17 protein-coding genes are annotated in these 16,558 nt (G+C 51.6%); 1 reads left to right on the top strand and 16 read right to left on the bottom strand.

All coding sequences use genetic code 11. The annotated features are described in order from the left end of the window. Window positions 1-4: 4 nt before the first annotated feature. The 5 genes from DWX68_RS01210 to DWX68_RS01190 all read right to left on the bottom strand — a co-directional run bounded on the left by DWX68_RS01210 (window position 5) and on the right by DWX68_RS01190 (window position 3,642). A complete protein-coding gene (locus tag DWX68_RS01210) occupies window positions 5-1,315 on the bottom strand; it encodes a dihydroorotase (protein WP_118628423.1) in 1,311 nt (436 codons plus the stop codon). Between the two features lie 89 nt (window positions 1,316-1,404). Further along, window positions 1,405-1,782 carry a VOC family protein gene (locus DWX68_RS01205; protein ID WP_107000803.1) on the bottom strand — a complete coding sequence of 126 codons (378 nt, stop codon included), beginning with the start codon at window positions 1,780-1,782 and terminating at the stop codon, window positions 1,405-1,407. After that, window positions 1,779-2,495: an MBL fold metallo-hydrolase gene (locus tag DWX68_RS01200; protein ID WP_107000804.1), complete on the bottom strand. Its 717-nt coding sequence runs from the start codon at window positions 2,493-2,495 to the stop codon at window positions 1,779-1,781. Before DWX68_RS01200 ends, DWX68_RS01205 begins: the two co-directional genes overlap by 4 nt. Before the next feature lie 238 nt (window positions 2,496-2,733). Continuing rightward, window positions 2,734-3,123, bottom strand: coding sequence for a thioesterase family protein (locus DWX68_RS01195; protein WP_022360593.1), 390 nt, complete (start codon window positions 3,121-3,123; stop codon window positions 2,734-2,736). A 120-nt stretch (window positions 3,124-3,243) separates the two neighbouring features. Continuing rightward, window positions 3,244-3,642, bottom strand: a complete 399-nt coding sequence (locus tag DWX68_RS01190) for a zinc ribbon domain-containing protein (protein WP_118628422.1) — start codon at window positions 3,640-3,642, stop codon at window positions 3,244-3,246. Between the two features lie 608 nt (window positions 3,643-4,250). On the opposite strand from DWX68_RS01190, the gene DWX68_RS01185 reads away from it, so the two are divergent. Continuing rightward, window positions 4,251-5,198, top strand: a complete 948-nt coding sequence (locus DWX68_RS01185) for a DNA glycosylase (protein WP_118628421.1) — start codon at window positions 4,251-4,253, stop codon at window positions 5,196-5,198. Here the strand turns inward: DWX68_RS01185 and DWX68_RS01180 are convergent. The 11 genes from DWX68_RS01180 to DWX68_RS01130 all read right to left on the bottom strand — a co-directional run bounded on the left by DWX68_RS01180 (window position 5,195) and on the right by DWX68_RS01130 (window position 16,558). Further along, window positions 5,195-6,052, bottom strand: a complete 858-nt coding sequence (locus DWX68_RS01180) for an EamA family transporter (protein ID WP_022359449.1) — start codon at window positions 6,050-6,052, stop codon at window positions 5,195-5,197. The genes DWX68_RS01185 and DWX68_RS01180 overlap by 4 nt on opposite strands. A gap of 6 nt (window positions 6,053-6,058) precedes the next feature. Then, window positions 6,059-6,937 carry a radical SAM protein gene (locus tag DWX68_RS01175; protein ID WP_118569965.1) on the bottom strand — a complete coding sequence of 293 codons (879 nt, stop codon included), beginning with the start codon at window positions 6,935-6,937 and terminating at the stop codon, window positions 6,059-6,061. Continuing rightward, window positions 6,900-8,621 carry a metallophosphoesterase gene (locus DWX68_RS01170; RefSeq protein WP_118628420.1) on the bottom strand — a complete coding sequence of 574 codons (1,722 nt, stop codon included), beginning with the start codon at window positions 8,619-8,621 and terminating at the stop codon, window positions 6,900-6,902. Before DWX68_RS01170 ends, DWX68_RS01175 begins: the two co-directional genes overlap by 38 nt. Beyond that, a complete protein-coding gene (locus DWX68_RS01165; RefSeq protein ID WP_118538436.1) occupies window positions 8,618-9,115 on the bottom strand; it encodes a pyridoxamine 5'-phosphate oxidase family protein in 498 nt (165 codons plus the stop codon). Before DWX68_RS01165 ends, DWX68_RS01170 begins: the two co-directional genes overlap by 4 nt. Continuing rightward, window positions 9,115-10,131, bottom strand: a complete 1,017-nt coding sequence (locus DWX68_RS01160; protein WP_022359453.1) for a LysR family transcriptional regulator — start codon at window positions 10,129-10,131, stop codon at window positions 9,115-9,117. Before DWX68_RS01160 ends, DWX68_RS01165 begins: the two co-directional genes overlap by 1 nt. Before the next feature lie 378 nt (window positions 10,132-10,509). Next, window positions 10,510-11,007 (bottom strand): 8-oxo-dGTP diphosphatase, encoded by a 498-nt coding sequence (locus DWX68_RS01155; RefSeq protein ID WP_107000811.1) that lies wholly within the window; start codon window positions 11,005-11,007, stop codon window positions 10,510-10,512. A gap of 24 nt (window positions 11,008-11,031) precedes the next feature. Next, on the bottom strand, window positions 11,032-12,486 hold the full coding sequence (locus DWX68_RS01150) for a metallophosphoesterase (protein WP_107000812.1): 1,455 nt from the start codon (window positions 12,484-12,486) through the stop codon (window positions 11,032-11,034). 292 nt (window positions 12,487-12,778) lie between these two features. After that, entirely contained in the window at window positions 12,779-13,051 is a 273-nt protein-coding gene (locus DWX68_RS01145; protein ID WP_118469055.1) for a GIY-YIG nuclease family protein, read from the bottom strand. Between the two features lie 467 nt (window positions 13,052-13,518). Next, window positions 13,519-15,090, bottom strand: a complete 1,572-nt coding sequence (locus DWX68_RS01140) for an SPOCS domain-containing protein (RefSeq protein WP_118469053.1) — start codon at window positions 15,088-15,090, stop codon at window positions 13,519-13,521. Window positions 15,091-15,172: 82 nt separating this feature from the next. Then, on the bottom strand, window positions 15,173-15,853 hold the full coding sequence (gene cysE / locus DWX68_RS01135; protein ID WP_022359459.1) for a serine O-acetyltransferase: 681 nt from the start codon (window positions 15,851-15,853) through the stop codon (window positions 15,173-15,175). A 141-nt stretch (window positions 15,854-15,994) separates the two neighbouring features. Further along, the gene (locus DWX68_RS01130; protein ID WP_118469051.1) at window positions 15,995-16,558 is read right to left on the bottom strand and encodes an HD domain-containing protein; all 564 of its coding nucleotides are present in this window, start codon (window positions 16,556-16,558) and stop codon (window positions 15,995-15,997) included.

Below are 16,558 nucleotides of genomic sequence, written 5' to 3'. Positions count from 1 at the left end.
CCTCCTATTCTGCCCGATATACTGTCTCACCGCTGCAGATGGTATAGTGAACCTTTCCATAGAGCTTCACTCCCACAAACGGGGAGTTAGACGCCTTGGAATGGAATTTTTCTACGGTATATGGTGTCTGGTCGTCAAAAAGAACCAGATCCGCCGCGCCGCCCTCGCGGATGCGTCCCGCCTCCTTCATCCGGTACAGCTTCGCCGGATTCAGGCACATTTTCTCAAACAGAGTCAGATAATCAATGTGACCAGCTTTTACCAGCCTGGTAACCGCCAATGGCAGGGAGGTTTCCAGCCCGATGATGCCGCTCGGTGCCTCGGTCAGCGGTTTTTCCTTCTCCTCGGCGCTGTGCGGTGCATGATCCGTCGCAATCATATCAATCGTGCCGTCCTTGATTGCTTCAATCAACGCCTCGCGATCCGCAGCACTCCGCAGCGGCGGATTCATTTTCGCCAGTGTTCCGTACTCCAGAACCGCCGTCTCGTCCAGTGTAAAATGATGCGGTGTCACCTCCGCCCAGACATGCGCGCCCAGCTTTTTCGCCAGCCCGACCATCTGCACCGCATTACGGGAACTGATGTGCTGGATATCCACATCTGCGCCCGTGTGAAGCGCGATCATGCAGTCGCGCGCCACCATCGAATCCTCCGCCAGCGCCGGGGAACCACCGATTCCCAGCTGCTCGGACACCGGACCGCGGTTGATGCCGTTGTTGAAAATAAATGCCGGATCCTCCTCATGGAAGCTGAGCGGCACATTGAGACGTTTCGCCGTCTCCATCGCCTCTTTGACCAATTTTTCGCTCATCAGCGGGATTCCGTCATCCGTAAATCCGATCGCACCCGCCTCTTTGAGGGACTCCATATCGGTCAGTTCTTTTCCCTGAAATCCCTTCGAGACTGCCGCGCAGGTTTCCACGTGGATTCCCGTTTTCGCACCCTTTTCCAGAATATACCGGACAATCTCCGGCGTATCGGCAACCGGTTTCGTGTTTGCCATACAGACCACCGTCGTAAAGCCGCCCGCCTTCGCAGCCGCCGCGCCCGTCTCGATGTCCTCCTTGTAGGTCAGACCCGGATCGCGGAAATGCACGTGGACGTCCACCAGTCCCGGCGCGACGATCAGCCCTTCTGCATCCAGCACCTCGGCATCCGCCGGGATGAACGGTGCGTCAGATGCCTCATCTGATTCTGCTTTTGTATCTTTTTTCACGATTTTCTGGATTTTTCCATTTTCAATCCACAAATCTGCCCTTCCGTCGAATCTGCTCTCCGGATCGATGACTCTTCCGTTTTTAATTATTTTTACCATTCTAACCCCTTTTTAACTCATATGTTAAAACGTAACTGTTCAGTACCTTCACAATCACGTCAAAACATTTTTTCAGACAAACTCAGCCCTTAACTCCTCTTCGCCGGCACGATCTCCAGCCAGTATCCATCCGGATCGTTAATGAAATAAATACCCATCGCCGGATTTTCAAAACAGATGCATCCCATTTCCTTATGTTTGGCATGTGCCGCCTCCATGTCTTCCGTCTCAAATGCCAGATGGAACTCATTGTCGCCCAGGTTGTAGGAGTCCTTCTCCCAGTCGCGCAGCCAGGTCAGCTCCAGCTGGTAGCTGGTCGTGGCGTCGCCCAGATAAACAAGGATAAAGCTTCCGTCTGCCGCCTCCTTGCGGCGTACCTCCTTAAGTCCCAGTGCTTCCTCATAAAATTTCAGTGACTTGTCCAGATCGATGACATTGAAATTGTTGTGTGCAAATGTAAATTTCATCGAATAAACTCCTCTCCTTCCTTGTGAATCTCTACAATCCGATCCCGCCAGCCTTCACTGGATGGATGTTCGATTAATTTTGGTATAATCGTATAATCTTCCCAGAAATGCATCGGGAAAATCCATTTTGCGTCCGCCTGCTCCATAAAACCGGCAGCGCCCAGATAAAACCACTGCTCCTGCCTCGGATCGACCGGGATAAATGCCAGATCCGCCGTGCGCCCGGAAAGCTTTTTCATCTCCTGTTTATAAGAAGCCGCCATATTCCGGTTCCATGCCATATCTTCGCCTTCCCACCACCAGTTATTTAAGTCACCGGCGTGATAAATCTCCTTTCCTTCGCAGGAGAGCCAGAAGGCGACGCCTTCGTCGGTGGAATGGAACGTCTCGACGATAAGGCTTTCTTCAGAAATATTCAGGCAAAATCTTTCTCCTGCCTTTACCAGCCGTATCCTGTCTTTATATCGTTTACGATATTCCTCTGGTATCTTTTTCCCAATCTCTTTTGAGAGAATATAAAAAACATTTTCCCGTTTCTCTCCCAGCTGAAAGATTACCGGAGCATAATGATCGGCATGGAAATGGCTCGCAAAGATAAAGAGGGGCTTCCCTGCCGGGAACTCCGGGAGAGTTCCCTTAAAATAATCAAACAGAATCACGGCATTTTCAAGCTCAACTGAAAACGAGCTGTGATGAATATATGTGATTTTCAAACGAATTAATTCCCTTCTATAATGAAAAAGAATGTGCCTTGGCACATTCTCGCGCCGAGCGCGGTCGCTTGCGACATGTTTCTGCTTCGCGCGAGTGCGCATCATTGGCACGTTAGTGCCTTTTTGTGTAATAAGAAATTTCAAGGAATTTCCTATTACACGAAACAACAGCCAGCCAAAAGTATCCCGCATACGATACTCGCAGCGCTTTCAGCCGGCTGTGCTCTCTTCGCAACCTTTAGTTTTCTTTCTTGCTCTGTGCTTTTGCTAAGAATTTCTCATTTTTGATGATGAAACGCTCATGTGTGCCGCCGCCGATGGAACCTTTCGCGTCAAATGCCTCTACCTTAAATACGAGACGTCTGCCGTCTACTTCTACCAGCTCACTCTCACACCAAACCTGCATGCCGACCGGGGTCGCTGCATTATGGGCAATTTCCAGCTTTGTACCAACGGTTCCCTCACCGTCGTTTAAGTACGGAGCCACGCTCATCCACGCGGTTTTCTCCATCAGTGCAACCATCGCCGGAGTTGCAAACACCGGTAACAGACCGCTTCCCACTGCTGCTGCGGAATTTTCATCCGTAACCATAACTTCCTGTCTTCCCTTGATACCAGCTTCTAACATATTGTCTGCCTCTCTTTCTTTTTTGCGCCAAAATCTGCGCTGTATCAAATTTTTGTAACCGTCCCGTGCTTCCACAGCCGCCATCACTCTTTTAGCGGTATCCGTCTGTATTTCTCCGCCTTACAGCGGTTTGCCGCACTTTGGACAGTACGAAAAATCCTCATCCGTCTCAAATCCACAGGACGGACAGACCTTATGACGGTGTGATGCATCACTTCCCGTCCACGGATTTCCATTTCCATCCTGCCGAAGTGTCAGATCGCTTTCCGTGATCTCGACCTTCTCGCCCCGAAGCAGCCTCTTTCCCACCTCCGGATCCAGCTCATAGACCGCACCGCAGCACGACATTTCTACGAAAAAGCGCCGGTTCCATTTAAAAATCGGGATAAAAAAGAAACTAAAATACATATAGGTCATGTACACCTGATACCGCCCATAAGCGCCGCAGCACCCGCAGATCACTGTTTTCAGGTACTCCAGCGGCTTCACGCCGGAACTGATGCCACCGATAAAAAACATCCGTCTCCCCTCCTGCCATAGAACAAAGAATGTGCTCTGGCACATTCTCGCGCCGAGCGCGGTCGCTTGCGACATGATTCCTCTTCGCGCGAGTGCGCACATATATACATCATACCTAAGTAGCGCGTCTTTCGCAAGATTTTTTTACGCTCTGATGCAATTCTGATGCGTTTCTGTTCACGGGTAGGCACTTTTGGAACCGAAAGTGCCGTAAGAAAACGTGGTGGCAGCAGGAATTTGCCGTATTGAAATGCGAAGCCACGGCAAATTCCGTTACTGGGCACGTATGCGTGTACAGTAACCAATTCCTTTCTGATAAAAGGTAACCGTTTGCAGGCAAAGGTCTTCTATGCTATGATACGTCTCATAAGAATTACATGATTTGATACTTTATGATTCAAGGTTTTATAACTTGATATTCCATAGATATAAGCAAAGAATATTTGTAACTCTTCAGTAGGTCTGCGCATTTACTGCGCTGACCGTACGAAAACATAGGTCAGCAGGCAAAAATTCCATTGCCGTAGGCAATTTTTAATGAATTTTTGCGCGTGACTGTGAAGGTACTGAACAGTTACGAATATTTTAAAAAAAGAGGATGCCCTGCCATGAACACACATACAACAAACCTGCCTGCAATCGAAAAGCACAATTTTCCCAACTCCCACATCATCTCCTGCCTGAACCTGAACCTCGCACAGATCGCCGCCTCCGGTCAATGTTTCCGTATGCTTCCGGTTCCGGAAAAACCGGGGATCTGGTCACTCATCAGCGGGACGCACTATCTGGAAATTTCCGGGACGCCGGACGGTTTCTTCTTCGACTGCCCGGACGAAGCGCTTCCTTTCTGGAAACAATACTTCGATCTCGGCACCGATTACGGCTCTTTCATCGCCTCCATCCGCGCAGACGATGCCTACCTCGCGGCGGCGGCAGACGCCGGTTCCGGCATCCGGATTCTCCGTCAGGATCTCTGGGAAATGATGATCACCTTCCTGATCTCCCAGCAGAAAACCATCCCAAAGATCCGCGAAGCCGTGGAAGCTCTGGCAAAAAAATACGGTGCGAAGAGAACCGCCGCCCTGTCCGACGGTTCCATCCGCACCTACTATTCTTTTCCCTCGCCCGAAGAACTGGCATCTGCCAGCCTGGACGACCTATTAACCTTAAAACTCGGCTACCGCGCCAAATACATCCACCGCCTCATCCAGGATGTCCTCGCCGGAACCGTATCCTTAGAATTCCTCGCAGCCCTGCCGCCGGACGAAGCCGTGACCGCACTTACTAGCCTCTATGGCATCGGTCCCAAGGTCGCCAACTGCGTCTGCCTCTTCGGACTCCACCACATCGACGCCTTCCCCGTCGATACCTGGATCGAACAGATCCTGACCAAAGAATACCTTCCCAAACATCCCATCCGCTACCGCCGCCTTCCAAAAAGCCGCCTGTACACTACTATTATCCAGGATTTTTTTGGAAGCTATAAAGGATACGCAGGGGTAATGCAGCAGTATATCTTTTATTATGAGCGCAGCATCCGAAACGGAAAATCCTAAAGATTCAGCAGCGCCAACGCCACCAAAATAATCCCGCATCCCCCAATCTGCCTCCGGCTGATCGGATCCCCGAGCACCAGCACGCTCACAAAGCTGACCACCAGGATCGTACCGACACTAAAGCTCGGATACACGATAAACGCCGGCAGTCTCGACACACTCGCCAGCAGCAGCGAGGTTGAAAAATAGTTTGGAAATCCGACTGCCACACCACTCAAAAAGTCCATCTTTCCAATCTTGCGGCGGGTTCTCTGCTGCTCGAGAAATGCCAGAACCACAGTCAGAACCAGTGCGGTCAGGAACGTATAGAACAGAAACAGCGCATCAAACCGTCTCTCGCCGATCCGCTCCGTTACCTTGGACATCCCGTCTGCCATACCGCTGACGACGAATAAAACGAGCAGAAGTCCCGCAGAACCCATCCTCCGTCTGCGTCCGCAGCCGCGGTCCCCCTCGCTGTTGATGACCCAGATCGCCACAATAACCAGCACGATCCCCACCAGCTGGAACAGCGTTGGGATCTCACCTAAAAACAGGATACTCGCCGTGACCGGAATCACGATACCAAGCTTCGCAAATGCCGACGACAGAACTGCCCCATTTTCACGGATGCATTTCTGCATTAGAACCAGATTTCCTGTAAACAAAAATCCATTCACGATTCCCGTAAGAACCGCCGTCCGGCTGCCTGCCGCAAAGATATTTTTATCTGGAAGCAGAACAAACGCCACCACCAGGCAGGTCACATAATTTCCAACCAAAATCCCATATCGGTTATCGCTGAACGTCTCACTGATCCGCAGCGCCAGCGCCAGGGACGCGCTGAAAAGAATCGCAAAAATCAGATAAATCATATCCACTTATAAGAGATCGCCGGTCTCCCGGAATTTCCGGTAATGATGCGTTCTCTTTGCCTCCTCCAGTTTTTTAAGCATGGCCGGAATATCCCCGTTTAAGGTTCCCGCCAGAATCACGTAGTTCGACGCATGGTTCGTCCGGAATACTGTGCCCGGAGAATCCACATTTTTCAGAAAAATTTCCATTTCATCCACAATTTCATCCGGGGTTATCCGCTGGAACCGCCCTTCCACGACATCTGCATACATCGGCGTGCCCTCGTACAGGCGCAGCGTCAGGAAGGATGCGTACTCCGGGTTCATCGCCGTGATGAGCTTCGCACAGGATAGGGCGTGTTCTTCCACCTTGCTGCGTCCGCCAAGCCCCGAAATCAGCGTCACCGAGGTCGCGATGCCGCAGCGTTTCAATTTTTGTCCTGCCTCAATGGTCTGTTCCGCCGTCACGCCTTTATTGATATATTTTAAAATCTCATTGTCGCCGGATTCCGCACCCACATAGACGATTCCGAGTCCCGCCTTGCGCAGGCGGATCAGCTCTTCTTCCGATTTTCGCAAAATATCCTGTGCCGTTCCGTAGGAAGCCACCCGCTTCACGCCCGGATACAGGCGGTGGATCGCATCCAGAATCACCAGAAGATCCTCTGTTTTCATAACCAGCGCATCGCCGTCCGCCAAAAATACCTTATCGATATACGGCGCATACGGATTGTGCGAAACCTCCGTCAAATCTGCCAGAATCTCTGTCAGGCTCCGGATCCGGAACTTCTTTTCTTTATACATATTGCAAAAGCCGCAGGTGTTGTGTGCACATCCGATCGTCACCTGAATGATCAGGCTGCGCGCCTCACTCGGCGGTCTGTATACAATTCCCTCGTAGTCCATATGATTCCTCCTTTTTCTGTATCTCCTCTGCCGGACTGCCCGCATCTGCTCCGGCAGTTTCCTCATTTTCTGCATTCTCCGGGTTTTCTATCGTCTCCCCCGGCAGCGGGAAATCCACGCCCGCTTTCAGCTCCAGCACCGTGTTGTTCGTCCGGGCATCGTGCAGGATCGCCTGCAGCCTTGCCAGCCAGAAATCATTGCCGCTATAACGGATCCAGTACTGATATGCCTCGCTTTTTCTGATCTTTGCCACATCAATCTTCGTGCCCGAACAATAATCACGGTTCATATCGGCATAGAGCCTTGCCATCTCTTCTTTGATATCCTTTGATGCCGACTGCAGCGCCTTAAACGTCTGTTCCGAAATCACATCTACCAGAAACTGATCCGCATAAGCATCAAAATTGAGAAGATTCTCGTCTTCTTCCCCGTAGCGCTGCGCCCAGCCTGCTATGTCTACCTTTTTTGTATGGTAGGACAGGCTGCCATCCGCCTGCCAGTTTAGGATACTGTACTGGCACGGCGCCATCGGAAGCGGAGAAGTCACTATCTCCCGGATTCCATATCCGCCCGGTGTGTTCAGATTTGACGTATGCTTCTTGATTCTCTGCAAATGCAGATGCCCGCTCAAATACACCGGAACTCCATATGCTTCCAGAAGCGCGGTCACTTCTTTCGTATTTTCAATCGTGCATTCCTCCGGATAGAGTGTACTCTCATCCAGCAGATTGTGGTGTGAAACCGGAATGACCGTCACACCCTGTTTTTTCGCCTCCTCCAGCTGTGTTTTCATCCACGCAACCGTCTCTTCGCTTAGCTTTCCGCCCGTCTCATGGACCGGTTCACACATGCAGCTGTCCAGCATCATCAGCCAATATTTTTCATCCAGGCGGTAAACATAACTCAGCGAATCCGAAGCCCGGGACACCGCCTGATCATAGCCAAACTTATGGTAAATCTGGTAAAACTCTTCCGAACTTGTTCCCTCTGCCGGAGATACCTGATCATCAAAATACGTTGCCGCCCACGGGTGGTTAATATCATGGTTGCCCGGAATCACCAGCACCGGAATTCCCGCTGCCTGCACCCGCTCTAGCTTCTCTGCAAGCGCTTCATGGTTTGCTTTCTCACCATTCTGGGAGAGATCTCCGCTCAAAACCAGTGCCGATGGATGCACCGTCCGCACCTCCTCCAGAAATGCCTCCGTGATCTCATCCAGATACGGCACGATCGTCCCATCATTTCCCATCGTATAGGTATCAAACGCAGACTGGAAATCTGTCATCTGCGGGGACTGATAGTGAAGATCCGTCGCCAGCCAGATAGTCGGCGGCATATAAACTGTCTCTTCCTGTGCCTTCTGGGGCTCTTTTTTTCTTTTATACAGCTGTTTCCGGGAAGTCCGGCGCTTTAAAGCTGTTTCTCCATCCGAAGCGTTCTCATCTGCATCATCCTGTATCACTTCCCCGGCGGATGATTCATCCTCCTTCAGATTCCCGGCGGCTCCATTTTTTTCATTCTCCGCCACATCGCCGCCATCTGCCTCAGCTTCCGAAGCTTCCGTCCCGGATGCATGCTTTTTCCCTGCATCCGGCACCAGCCATACAACCAGAAAAAGTGCGAGGACCAGCAGCAGAAGCTGTGCCCCCCGCACCAGAATTGATATCTGTCTTAACTGTTTCATGCCTGCTCCGGTTTCGGCGCATTGCTCTTACCTGTCAGAGTTTCCACACGCAGGCAGAGGACGGTGGTTCTCGCCGCTACCTCCGGAGCAAACTCATACGGTCCGCCCTCCGGGTCATACTGCTGCATGATCCTTGTCAGTGCCTCTCCTTTCTCCCCAGGATCAGCCACACGGGATAACCGTCCAGTGCCGCAGACACTCTCATAAATCATCGTGCTTCTGCATGCCGGTTCCAGAATCTTTATCTCTTTTTCATTCTGCACACAGAATGCCACCCGGTTGTCGCGCTCCATATGCTCAATCTTCGTTCCCACCGGAGCGCCGTGGAAATACAGCACCGGCGTCTCCTGGTCTTCGTTCCACACAAAACCATAATTTAACGGGATCACATACGGGTATTCATCCCCGGAAAAGGCGAGACTACACACCCGGCAGTGTTCCAAAATGGCTTTCTGCCCGTCTTTCGACTCAATCGCACGTTCTCCTCTTCGCATTATTTATCCCCCTTCTTATCCGAACCTTTCTTCTCCTGATTCTCTTTCTCCCGTTGCTCCCGTACCTTCTGGAACGCCTCGTCGCCGACTGCCACGCGGATAAACTCCTCCATCGCCTTCGTGAGGTACTTATTTCTCTTCTTGTACAAATAAACGTAACGGACCGCCAGCTCTTCATTCATCTTGTAAAAGCACAGCGGCACTTCATATGGAAGATTGACGATCAGGCCATCCGGGATGAAGGTCGCGCCCACGCCCCGTCCTGCCATGTTGAACGCAGAGACAACCTGGTCCGGTTTCATGATAATATTCGGCGAATAATTCTGGCGGCTGCACATCTTCATGCTGCGCTTGTAAATACTGTTTTCCTCTTTGACGAAGATAAACGGAGTACTCTTTAAGAGCGGCAGCGGCAGTACCGGGAACTCCGCCTGACTGTGGCGTCCTGCCCGGATATCTTCCGCGGTAAGCTGATACTGGGTCAGCTCCTCATTGATCGGAAAACTCTTCGGAACAGCCAGAATAATTCTCTCCGTGCTATAATAATACTTTTCATAATTTTTGTCATCCAGTTCCGAGTTATCGATCAGAAGATCCAGTTCCTCAGCAACCAGCTTATCGGTCAGCTGTGTGGTCGTGCCCTCCTGCAGATCAATCTTGATCTGCGGATACCGATGAGAAAACTCGCTCAACACGCCCGGAAGTACAAACGAGGTAAAAAAGATCGTTCCGCCAACCGACAGCTTGCCCGCCAGAAGCCCATTTAAGTTATTCAGTTGATTGAGCGTGTTCTGTTCCAGCGCAAACAGCTTTTCGATCGCGTCGATATAAACTTCACCGCCCGGCGTCAGTCCGATCGGAGAGGTGCTCCGGTCAAAAATCGGAGTTCCTATCTTTTTCTCCACCTTCTTGATCGCCGTGCTTAACGCCGGCTGCGTAATATACAGTTTCTGCGCCGCCTTCGAAAAACTCTTTTCCTCGTAGACCGCGTATACATACTCTTTTCCGTCGAACATGTTTCCTCCTATGTACCCTGCTTTTTCTCATCGCTGCATCCTGCGGGATATTTCATCCCGAAACTTCCCGCCCGTGAACATTCTCATTCCGTTCCATTCTTTCCCCTTTATCTACAGGGTTTCCGGCACTTTTGTCCACTTGTGATTCTATAACAAAAAATTTATAATAATTATCTTCTTATTTATATTTGATTATATACGATGAATGATATATAATCAAGTTAAAGATAAGGAACAAGAGAAAATAATTCATCTTCTTATCTTTCTGGCATAGCCAACCACCCCGATTTTCCCCAAAATCGGTTCCCATATATTGATTATTCCTCATGAGCACGCACTGCAGAACCCTCGTTCCCCAACCAACCCGCAGTTGCGTGCTTATTTGTATGTAATTTTTACCCCGTCCAGCTCAGTTTCTATCAGCTCGTCCCCATCATATGACAATTTCAATGAAAAAAACGTATCCCTTTCAATCAGAAGCTTCAAAAAGATCCGATCGCCGTCCCAGAGCCGCAGAGCCGATACATCCTTTTTCGCCACCCAGGCAAGCTCGCCCTCGTCACATTCGCGAAGCGTTCCCTCAAATCCATCCGCCGTGTACAGGCACATATATTCCGTCGGCCAGCCTTTCGCGATAAACGTCACGATTCCGCGGAAGCGCCAGGAAGTCAGAGTCAGCCCTGTCTCCTCCTTCACTTCGCGCAGCAGGCAGTTCTCCGGGCTTTCATTCTCCTCAAAATGTCCGCCGACGCCAATCCATTTTCCTTCATTCACATCCTGTTTCTTCTTAATGCGGTGCAGCATCAGATATGAATCGTCTTTTTCAATGTAGCAGAGCGTTGTCAGCGGCGAACGCTGTTTTTTTGTCTCTCCCATGCCTCCTGGTACCTCCATTTTTATTTAATGTACGCTCGGAATCTTCAGATGCCCGTAGTCCTTCGCCTCGTCCTCCAGGATATTCTGCAGAAAATCGCTCAGTTCGCTGACATAGCCGATCTTGTTCCAATCTTCCAGCACTGGATTTTCCTTTGCGGCTTCCTCGATCTGATACATCCGTCCTTCATAATAATTCACGCACAGATCCGCGTAGTACGAAGCCATTTCCTGTTTCTTCTCGTCCGTAAAAAATGCATGGCGATCCTCGATATGGCGATTCAGATCCCGAATTGCATCGCGGATTGCCGCCCGACGCAGGATCGACTCCGAATAAGCCGTAAAATCTGCCAGATCTCGGTTGTGGTACGAGTGGCGTATCGCCCAGCCGTCCACATCGACAGGTTTCGCATTATACTGGTAGGTCCCGTCGTTCCAGATGCGGACAATCCCGTAATGGCACGGAGCCATCACCATGGAACCCGTCACAACCTCATAGATGCCCGTGTCCTCGTCTTCCTTATAATGCTGGATATGCAGATGTCCGCTCAAGTGCAGGCGCACGCCATGATCCGACAGCATCCGCACCAGTTCCTCGTTGTGCTCGATCGTACAGTTGTCATAAAAGGTCCGGCTCACTCCGCTCTCATCCAGCAGGTTATGATGGCTGACGGATATCACGCGGGCGCCTTCCCGCTCCGCCTCTTCCAGAATCGGCTCCATCCACTCATACGTTTCCCGGCGGATCATGCCGCCGACCTCATTTTTCGGTTCATACTGACAGGAATCCAGCATCAGCACCCAGTTTGCACTGTCTATCTTATAAAGATAACTCAGCGATGCCGGATCCCGGCTGTCCGCCGCTACATAGCCAAAATCAGCATAGATATCCCGGAACTCGTCCGCTGTGATGGACTCCACCTTTTCCGCTCCATCCGCCGTATAGCGGCGGGCATCCGGGTTATTGATATCGTGGTTTCCCGGTATAACCGCGACCTCAATTCCCGCCTCGCTGAGTCCTTCCAGAAGTTCTGCCAGTTCCTCATGGCTCGCTTTCTCTCCGTCCAGCGTCAGATCTCCGCTCAGAATCAGGAGGTCTGGATCTTCCTTCTTCATATCATCGAGAAAGGCGTCCATGACCTCCCAGCCGTACTCCAGCACGCGCCCGTCTCCGCCCCTCGCCATTCCGACAAAGGAATCACAGCGGTTTCCTGCCAGTTTCTCGGCAAAATAGTGCATATCCGTTGCCACCACGATCTTCTTTTCCACGAAATGGTCCTCGGTTTCCTCTTCCCCGCTTTCTTCGTCTTCGGCAGCCTCATGGCTCTCCTGTGTCTCCTCTGTCTCAGCTGTCTCAGTCTCCGACTCCTGTGTGGCACCCGGACTTTCCGTTTCCGCCTTGCTGGAAACCTCCGTCGCGTCTGCCTCCTTCGATAGAAACGAACAGCCGCCAAGCAGCGCTGCCAGAAGGACTGTTGCCATCACTATACATCCTTTGTTTCTTCTACTTTTTCTCACTGTACCTATCCGCTCCTGTTTTCTCTCTATCTTTCAATTTCTGTAACTGTTCAGTACCTTCACAGTCACGCGCAAAAATCCATTAAAAATTGCCTACGGCAATGGGATTTTTGCCTGCTGGCCCATGTTTTCGTACGGTCAGCACAGTAAATGTGCAGACCTACTGAACAGTTACCAATTTCTACTGCTGTTTCTTGCCTTTACCGCTATTGTTTGTACCAATTCTTCGTACATAATCTGCCCCGGCGCGATATATCTACGTCTCGTCATCCACCGGAAGCTCCGTCCGTCCCAGCGCTGCCATCGCCTCTTTTTCCTTTTTGGTCAGTTTCTTGAGCGCTGCCTCCCGGCGCATCGCCTCGCTGCGCGTCGCATATTCTTCATAGTATGCCAGCACTACCGGACGGCGGGTTTTCGTGTATTTTGCACCTTTCCCGGCATTGTGTGCCGCCACCCGCGCTGCCAGATGGTTCGTCCACCCGCAGTACAAGGTTCCGTCCGCGCAGCGCAAAAGATATGTATAATTCATGCCTCATCCTGCCTTTATGGTTCGCACTCCCGACAAAAATTTCTCAGTACACAGGAAAACGCATCCGGATGCCCTATGTAAACGGCGCCGCGCCTTGCAATGCACGGGCACCGCCCGGTTCGGGAAACTCCTTCCCCGGATCTATCATCAAGCACCGGCCGGATGCGTTTTCCTGGCTTACAAGGCGAAAATCCTTTGTCAAAGTCAAATCTGCATGGATTTTTGCTTGTAACTGTGAAGATATTGAACCGTTACAATAATAGTATATAAAGTTTTCCCCCAAATGCAACCATTCCGGCTGGATTTTTTGTTACTGTACACGCATACGTGTCCAGTAACGGAATTTGCCGTGGCTTCGAATTTCAATACGGCAAATTCCTGCTGCCACCACGTTTTCTTACGGCACTTTCGGTCCCAAAAGTGCCCACCCGTGAACAGAAACGATTTTTTCTCTCTAAAATTCCTACCTATGAACAGTTACCCGCCGTTACCTCTTTGATCAGAAGCAGCCGCGCCCCTGCACCGGCTTCCTCCCCGTCGATTTCATTCATTTCCCGCACCTGATCCACCGTCGTGTGGAATTTTTTTGCAATTTTCCACAGAGAATCCCCCGGCTGCACAATATAACCCACAATCCCTGGCTGCTGCTCCCAGCGCTTTAAATCGAACGGCTGTGTCTGCACGGATGTAACCACCGCTTCCTGCATCGGCTGGAATACAAGCAGTTCCACCGTGAGCTGCGCCTTGACCTCCGCCTCACCGCCACCCAGCATCACCGCGCCGAGCTGTTCCAGCCCCAGATTCAACTGCCAGACGCAGTCTTCCCGGATCCCCTCCGCCTCGACCGTGCCGGAAAATGGCAGAACCTCAGAAATTGCCCCGACCGGCGCCGCGTCATCATCCGTCAGATACAGGAGACTGACTTCCAGCACTCCCTCGATCGCCAGACCGTTTTCTGACGGGCGGCTCTCATCCAGCCGGACAATCCCACTGCTGTGGCAAATCTGCAGAATTCGATCCGGTTTCTGAAAAGAAACGCTTCCGCCCACCCGCATTTTGCAGCTGTTGCGCGTCAAAAGCCGGTCAAAGCACACCTCCCCCTGCTCGCTCACGACCTCGCAGCCGGTCGAATAGAGATCGCTTAAAAGTTCCACTGATTCTTCTTTATAAAGTCGGATGTCCAGCTCCAGCACCGCCTCCACTTCCACTTCGCGCATCTCCCCATCGCTGTCCGGCTTTTTGTCCGCCTCTGCATGAAGAATCCGGACCCCGACCGCCGGGATCATCTCCTCCACCGCCTCCGAGAGTTCCACTTCACCGGAAAACGGAATACTCTCCTCCAACCACTGAACCGGCGTGTGCTCGCCCTCGCCGCTGTAAATCAGGAACACCGACAATTCACCGTCCAGATGCAGTTTTCCATCCAACGGGCGCACCGAAACATCCCGAAGACGCATCTCCTGCCAGAGAATCGTCTCAATATTCGGCTTATTTGCCGATACGCTTACTTCCTCCCGGACCCGGTAGATATCTTTGCGCCGCACTGCAAGCGTCGCTGCCGGAACGCTTCTCTTCAGGACTTGCAGCCCCGCATCGTCCGTCTCGACGTCCGCGGCAGCCTGCGCATCGACGCGGCTTTCCGCCCGCACCGTAAGCGTCAGCACCGCTTTGGCGCTCAGCTTGCGCGAATGAATCATGGTAATATTCAAATCTTCGATATTCCATACGATCTGCGTATAGTCGCGCTCCGAAAGCTCCGGCACATTGACCGTTTCCTCAAATGGAATCTCCCCGCCCATCGCCTGCAGCCCGCCCGACTCCCGGCGGTACAGCACCCGGAACACAAGCTTTCCCCGGATCAGCACCTTTTCTCCCTGAATCCGTGAATTTTCTATCTGAACTTCCCCGTCTGACAGCAGTATCTGCACCGCATCATCCAGCGCATCCGGCACAATAAAATCATCATCCAGCGTCAGCTGCGACACCGCCGTCCCCCTCTGCCGATTCATATGTATCTCTTTTTTGATCAGCTCTATCATAAAAAACGCCCCTTTCCAAACCGCACGCATTTCTCTCAAAGAAATTTATGCAGCCGAAAGGGGCGTTATGAATAATTTTGTGTCAGGCTTTCTCCTGTCCTGCCCGCACTGCCTCCAGTTCCTTCCGCAGGTTTGCCGACTCTTCTCTAAGTTCCTGAAGCTCTTTCCGGAGCGCGTCGATCTGCTCTAAAATACGCTGATCGTCCTCGCCGATGATCATCTTCTGCTTCTTCGGCAGCGCCACGCCGTCCTTCTTGACCGGACGCGCCGGAATGCCGACAGCCGTGGTATTTTCCTCGAGCGGGCGGAGCAGAACCGCATTTGCCGCTACGGAACAGTTATCACCGACCTCGAAAGAACCGAGAATCTTTGCGCCGGAACCGACCGTCACATTATTTCCCAGCGTCGGATGACGTTTACCCTTCTGTGTTCCGACACCGCCCAGCGTCACACCCTGGTAAATCGTACAGTTGTCGCCGACCACCGCCGTCTCACCGATGACAACGCCGCAGCCGTGGTCAATCAGAATACCGTGTCCGAGCTGTGCACCCGGATGAATCTCAATCAATGTAAAGAAACGTGCCACCTGTGAAATCAGGCGCGCAATGAAAAACATATGGTGCTCATAAAACCAGTGCGCCACCCGGTGCCAGATCAGGGCATGTACGCCCTGATATAAAAGTAGTACCTCCAATGCATTTCTCGCAGCCGGATCTCGCTCCTGAACCGCTTTTACATCCATCCAAATATCTTTTAAAATCATGTCTCTTCCCCTTTTACTGAACTGAATGACCTTTCCGTTTCCGCAAAATCTCAGAACCTACCATCCTTCTCCGACAGCCATTCTTTCTGACTGGCTGCTGCAGTTTCTCATTGTCATCCTATGTTGTTTTTATGCTGCCGTTCATATATTTTGTAAACTACAACACCCTGCGATCCCGCCAAATACCTTGCCGCAGAGACGCACATATTCCTGATATTCCGGTGTCTCATTCAAGTCCTTTAAAAGGTCTATCATCGACGTGTAATACCACGCCTGTTTCTCTCTGTCCTTCATATTAAACCGCTGCCAGAGCTCCTCCCCGACCAACAGATAGTCACGCGCCATGCTGCGGATATTGCTCAGCTTGTCCGCCATCGTCAGGATCTTCTCCGCCGGACTCGCTGTTTTCAGATGTTCCAGCGTGTGCCCCTTGCGCTCAATCCAGGTTTTGGACTTATCCTCGCTCTCCGCCGCGACCAGATCCGCAACCCGGGTGCCAAACTCCTGTTTCAAATCCTCGTAGGTCACACCCGTGTCCTCGATCGTATCATGCAGAAGTGCCGCTGCCAGTATCTCCTCATCGTTCGTCAGCATCGACGCAATCAGCGCCGTCTCCAGCGGATGAACGATATACGGAATTCTGGTTCCCTTCCGGTGTGCGCCCTTATGCGCCTGTTCTGCGAATTTTGCCGCTCTGTCAATCAT

Source organism: Clostridium sp. AF20-7 (assembly GCF_003479275.1).
In the GTDB taxonomy this organism is placed as follows: Bacteria; Bacillota; Clostridia; order Lachnospirales; family Lachnospiraceae; genus Otoolea; species Otoolea fessa.
The sequence above is the reverse complement of the archived record's forward strand: the minus strand, read 5'-3'. Positions and strand labels throughout refer to the sequence as shown.

Bases quoted from the DNA above. Each gene is read 5' to 3' on its own strand.
- DWX68_RS01180 (WP_022359449.1), bottom strand. From the start codon at position 6,052: ATGATTTATCTGATTTTTGCGATTCTTTTCAGCGCGTCCCTGGCGCTG.
- DWX68_RS01190 (WP_118628422.1), bottom strand. From the start codon at position 3,642: ATGTTTTTTATCGGTGGCATCAGTTCCGGCGTGAAGCCGCTGGAGTAC.
- DWX68_RS01150 (WP_107000812.1), bottom strand. From the start codon at position 12,486: ATGGCAACAGTCCTTCTGGCAGCGCTGCTTGGCGGCTGTTCGTTTCTA.
- DWX68_RS01185 (WP_118628421.1), top strand. From the start codon at position 4,251: ATGAACACACATACAACAAACCTGCCTGCAATCGAAAAGCACAATTTT.
- DWX68_RS01195 (WP_022360593.1), bottom strand. From the start codon at position 3,123: ATGTTAGAAGCTGGTATCAAGGGAAGACAGGAAGTTATGGTTACGGAT.
- DWX68_RS01175 (WP_118569965.1), bottom strand. From the start codon at position 6,937: ATGGACTACGAGGGAATTGTATACAGACCGCCGAGTGAGGCGCGCAGC.
- DWX68_RS01170 (WP_118628420.1), bottom strand. From the start codon at position 8,621: ATGAAACAGTTAAGACAGATATCAATTCTGGTGCGGGGGGCACAGCTT.
- DWX68_RS01130 (WP_118469051.1), bottom strand. From the start codon at position 16,558: ATGATTGACAGAGCGGCAAAATTCGCAGAACAGGCGCATAAGGGCGCA.
- DWX68_RS01145 (WP_118469055.1), bottom strand. From the start codon at position 13,051: ATGAATTATACATATCTTTTGCGCTGCGCGGACGGAACCTTGTACTGC.
- DWX68_RS01140 (WP_118469053.1), bottom strand. From the start codon at position 15,090: ATGATAGAGCTGATCAAAAAAGAGATACATATGAATCGGCAGAGGGGG.
- cysE (WP_022359459.1), bottom strand. From the start codon at position 15,853: ATGATTTTAAAAGATATTTGGATGGATGTAAAAGCGGTTCAGGAGCGA.
- DWX68_RS01160 (WP_022359453.1), bottom strand. From the start codon at position 10,131: ATGTTCGACGGAAAAGAGTATGTATACGCGGTCTACGAGGAAAAGAGT.
- DWX68_RS01155 (WP_107000811.1), bottom strand. From the start codon at position 11,007: ATGGGAGAGACAAAAAAACAGCGTTCGCCGCTGACAACGCTCTGCTAC.
- DWX68_RS01210 (WP_118628423.1), bottom strand. From the start codon at position 1,315: ATGGTAAAAATAATTAAAAACGGAAGAGTCATCGATCCGGAGAGCAGA.
- DWX68_RS01165 (WP_118538436.1), bottom strand. From the start codon at position 9,115: ATGCGAAGAGGAGAACGTGCGATTGAGTCGAAAGACGGGCAGAAAGCC.
- DWX68_RS01205 (WP_107000803.1), bottom strand. From the start codon at position 1,782: ATGAAATTTACATTTGCACACAACAATTTCAATGTCATCGATCTGGAC.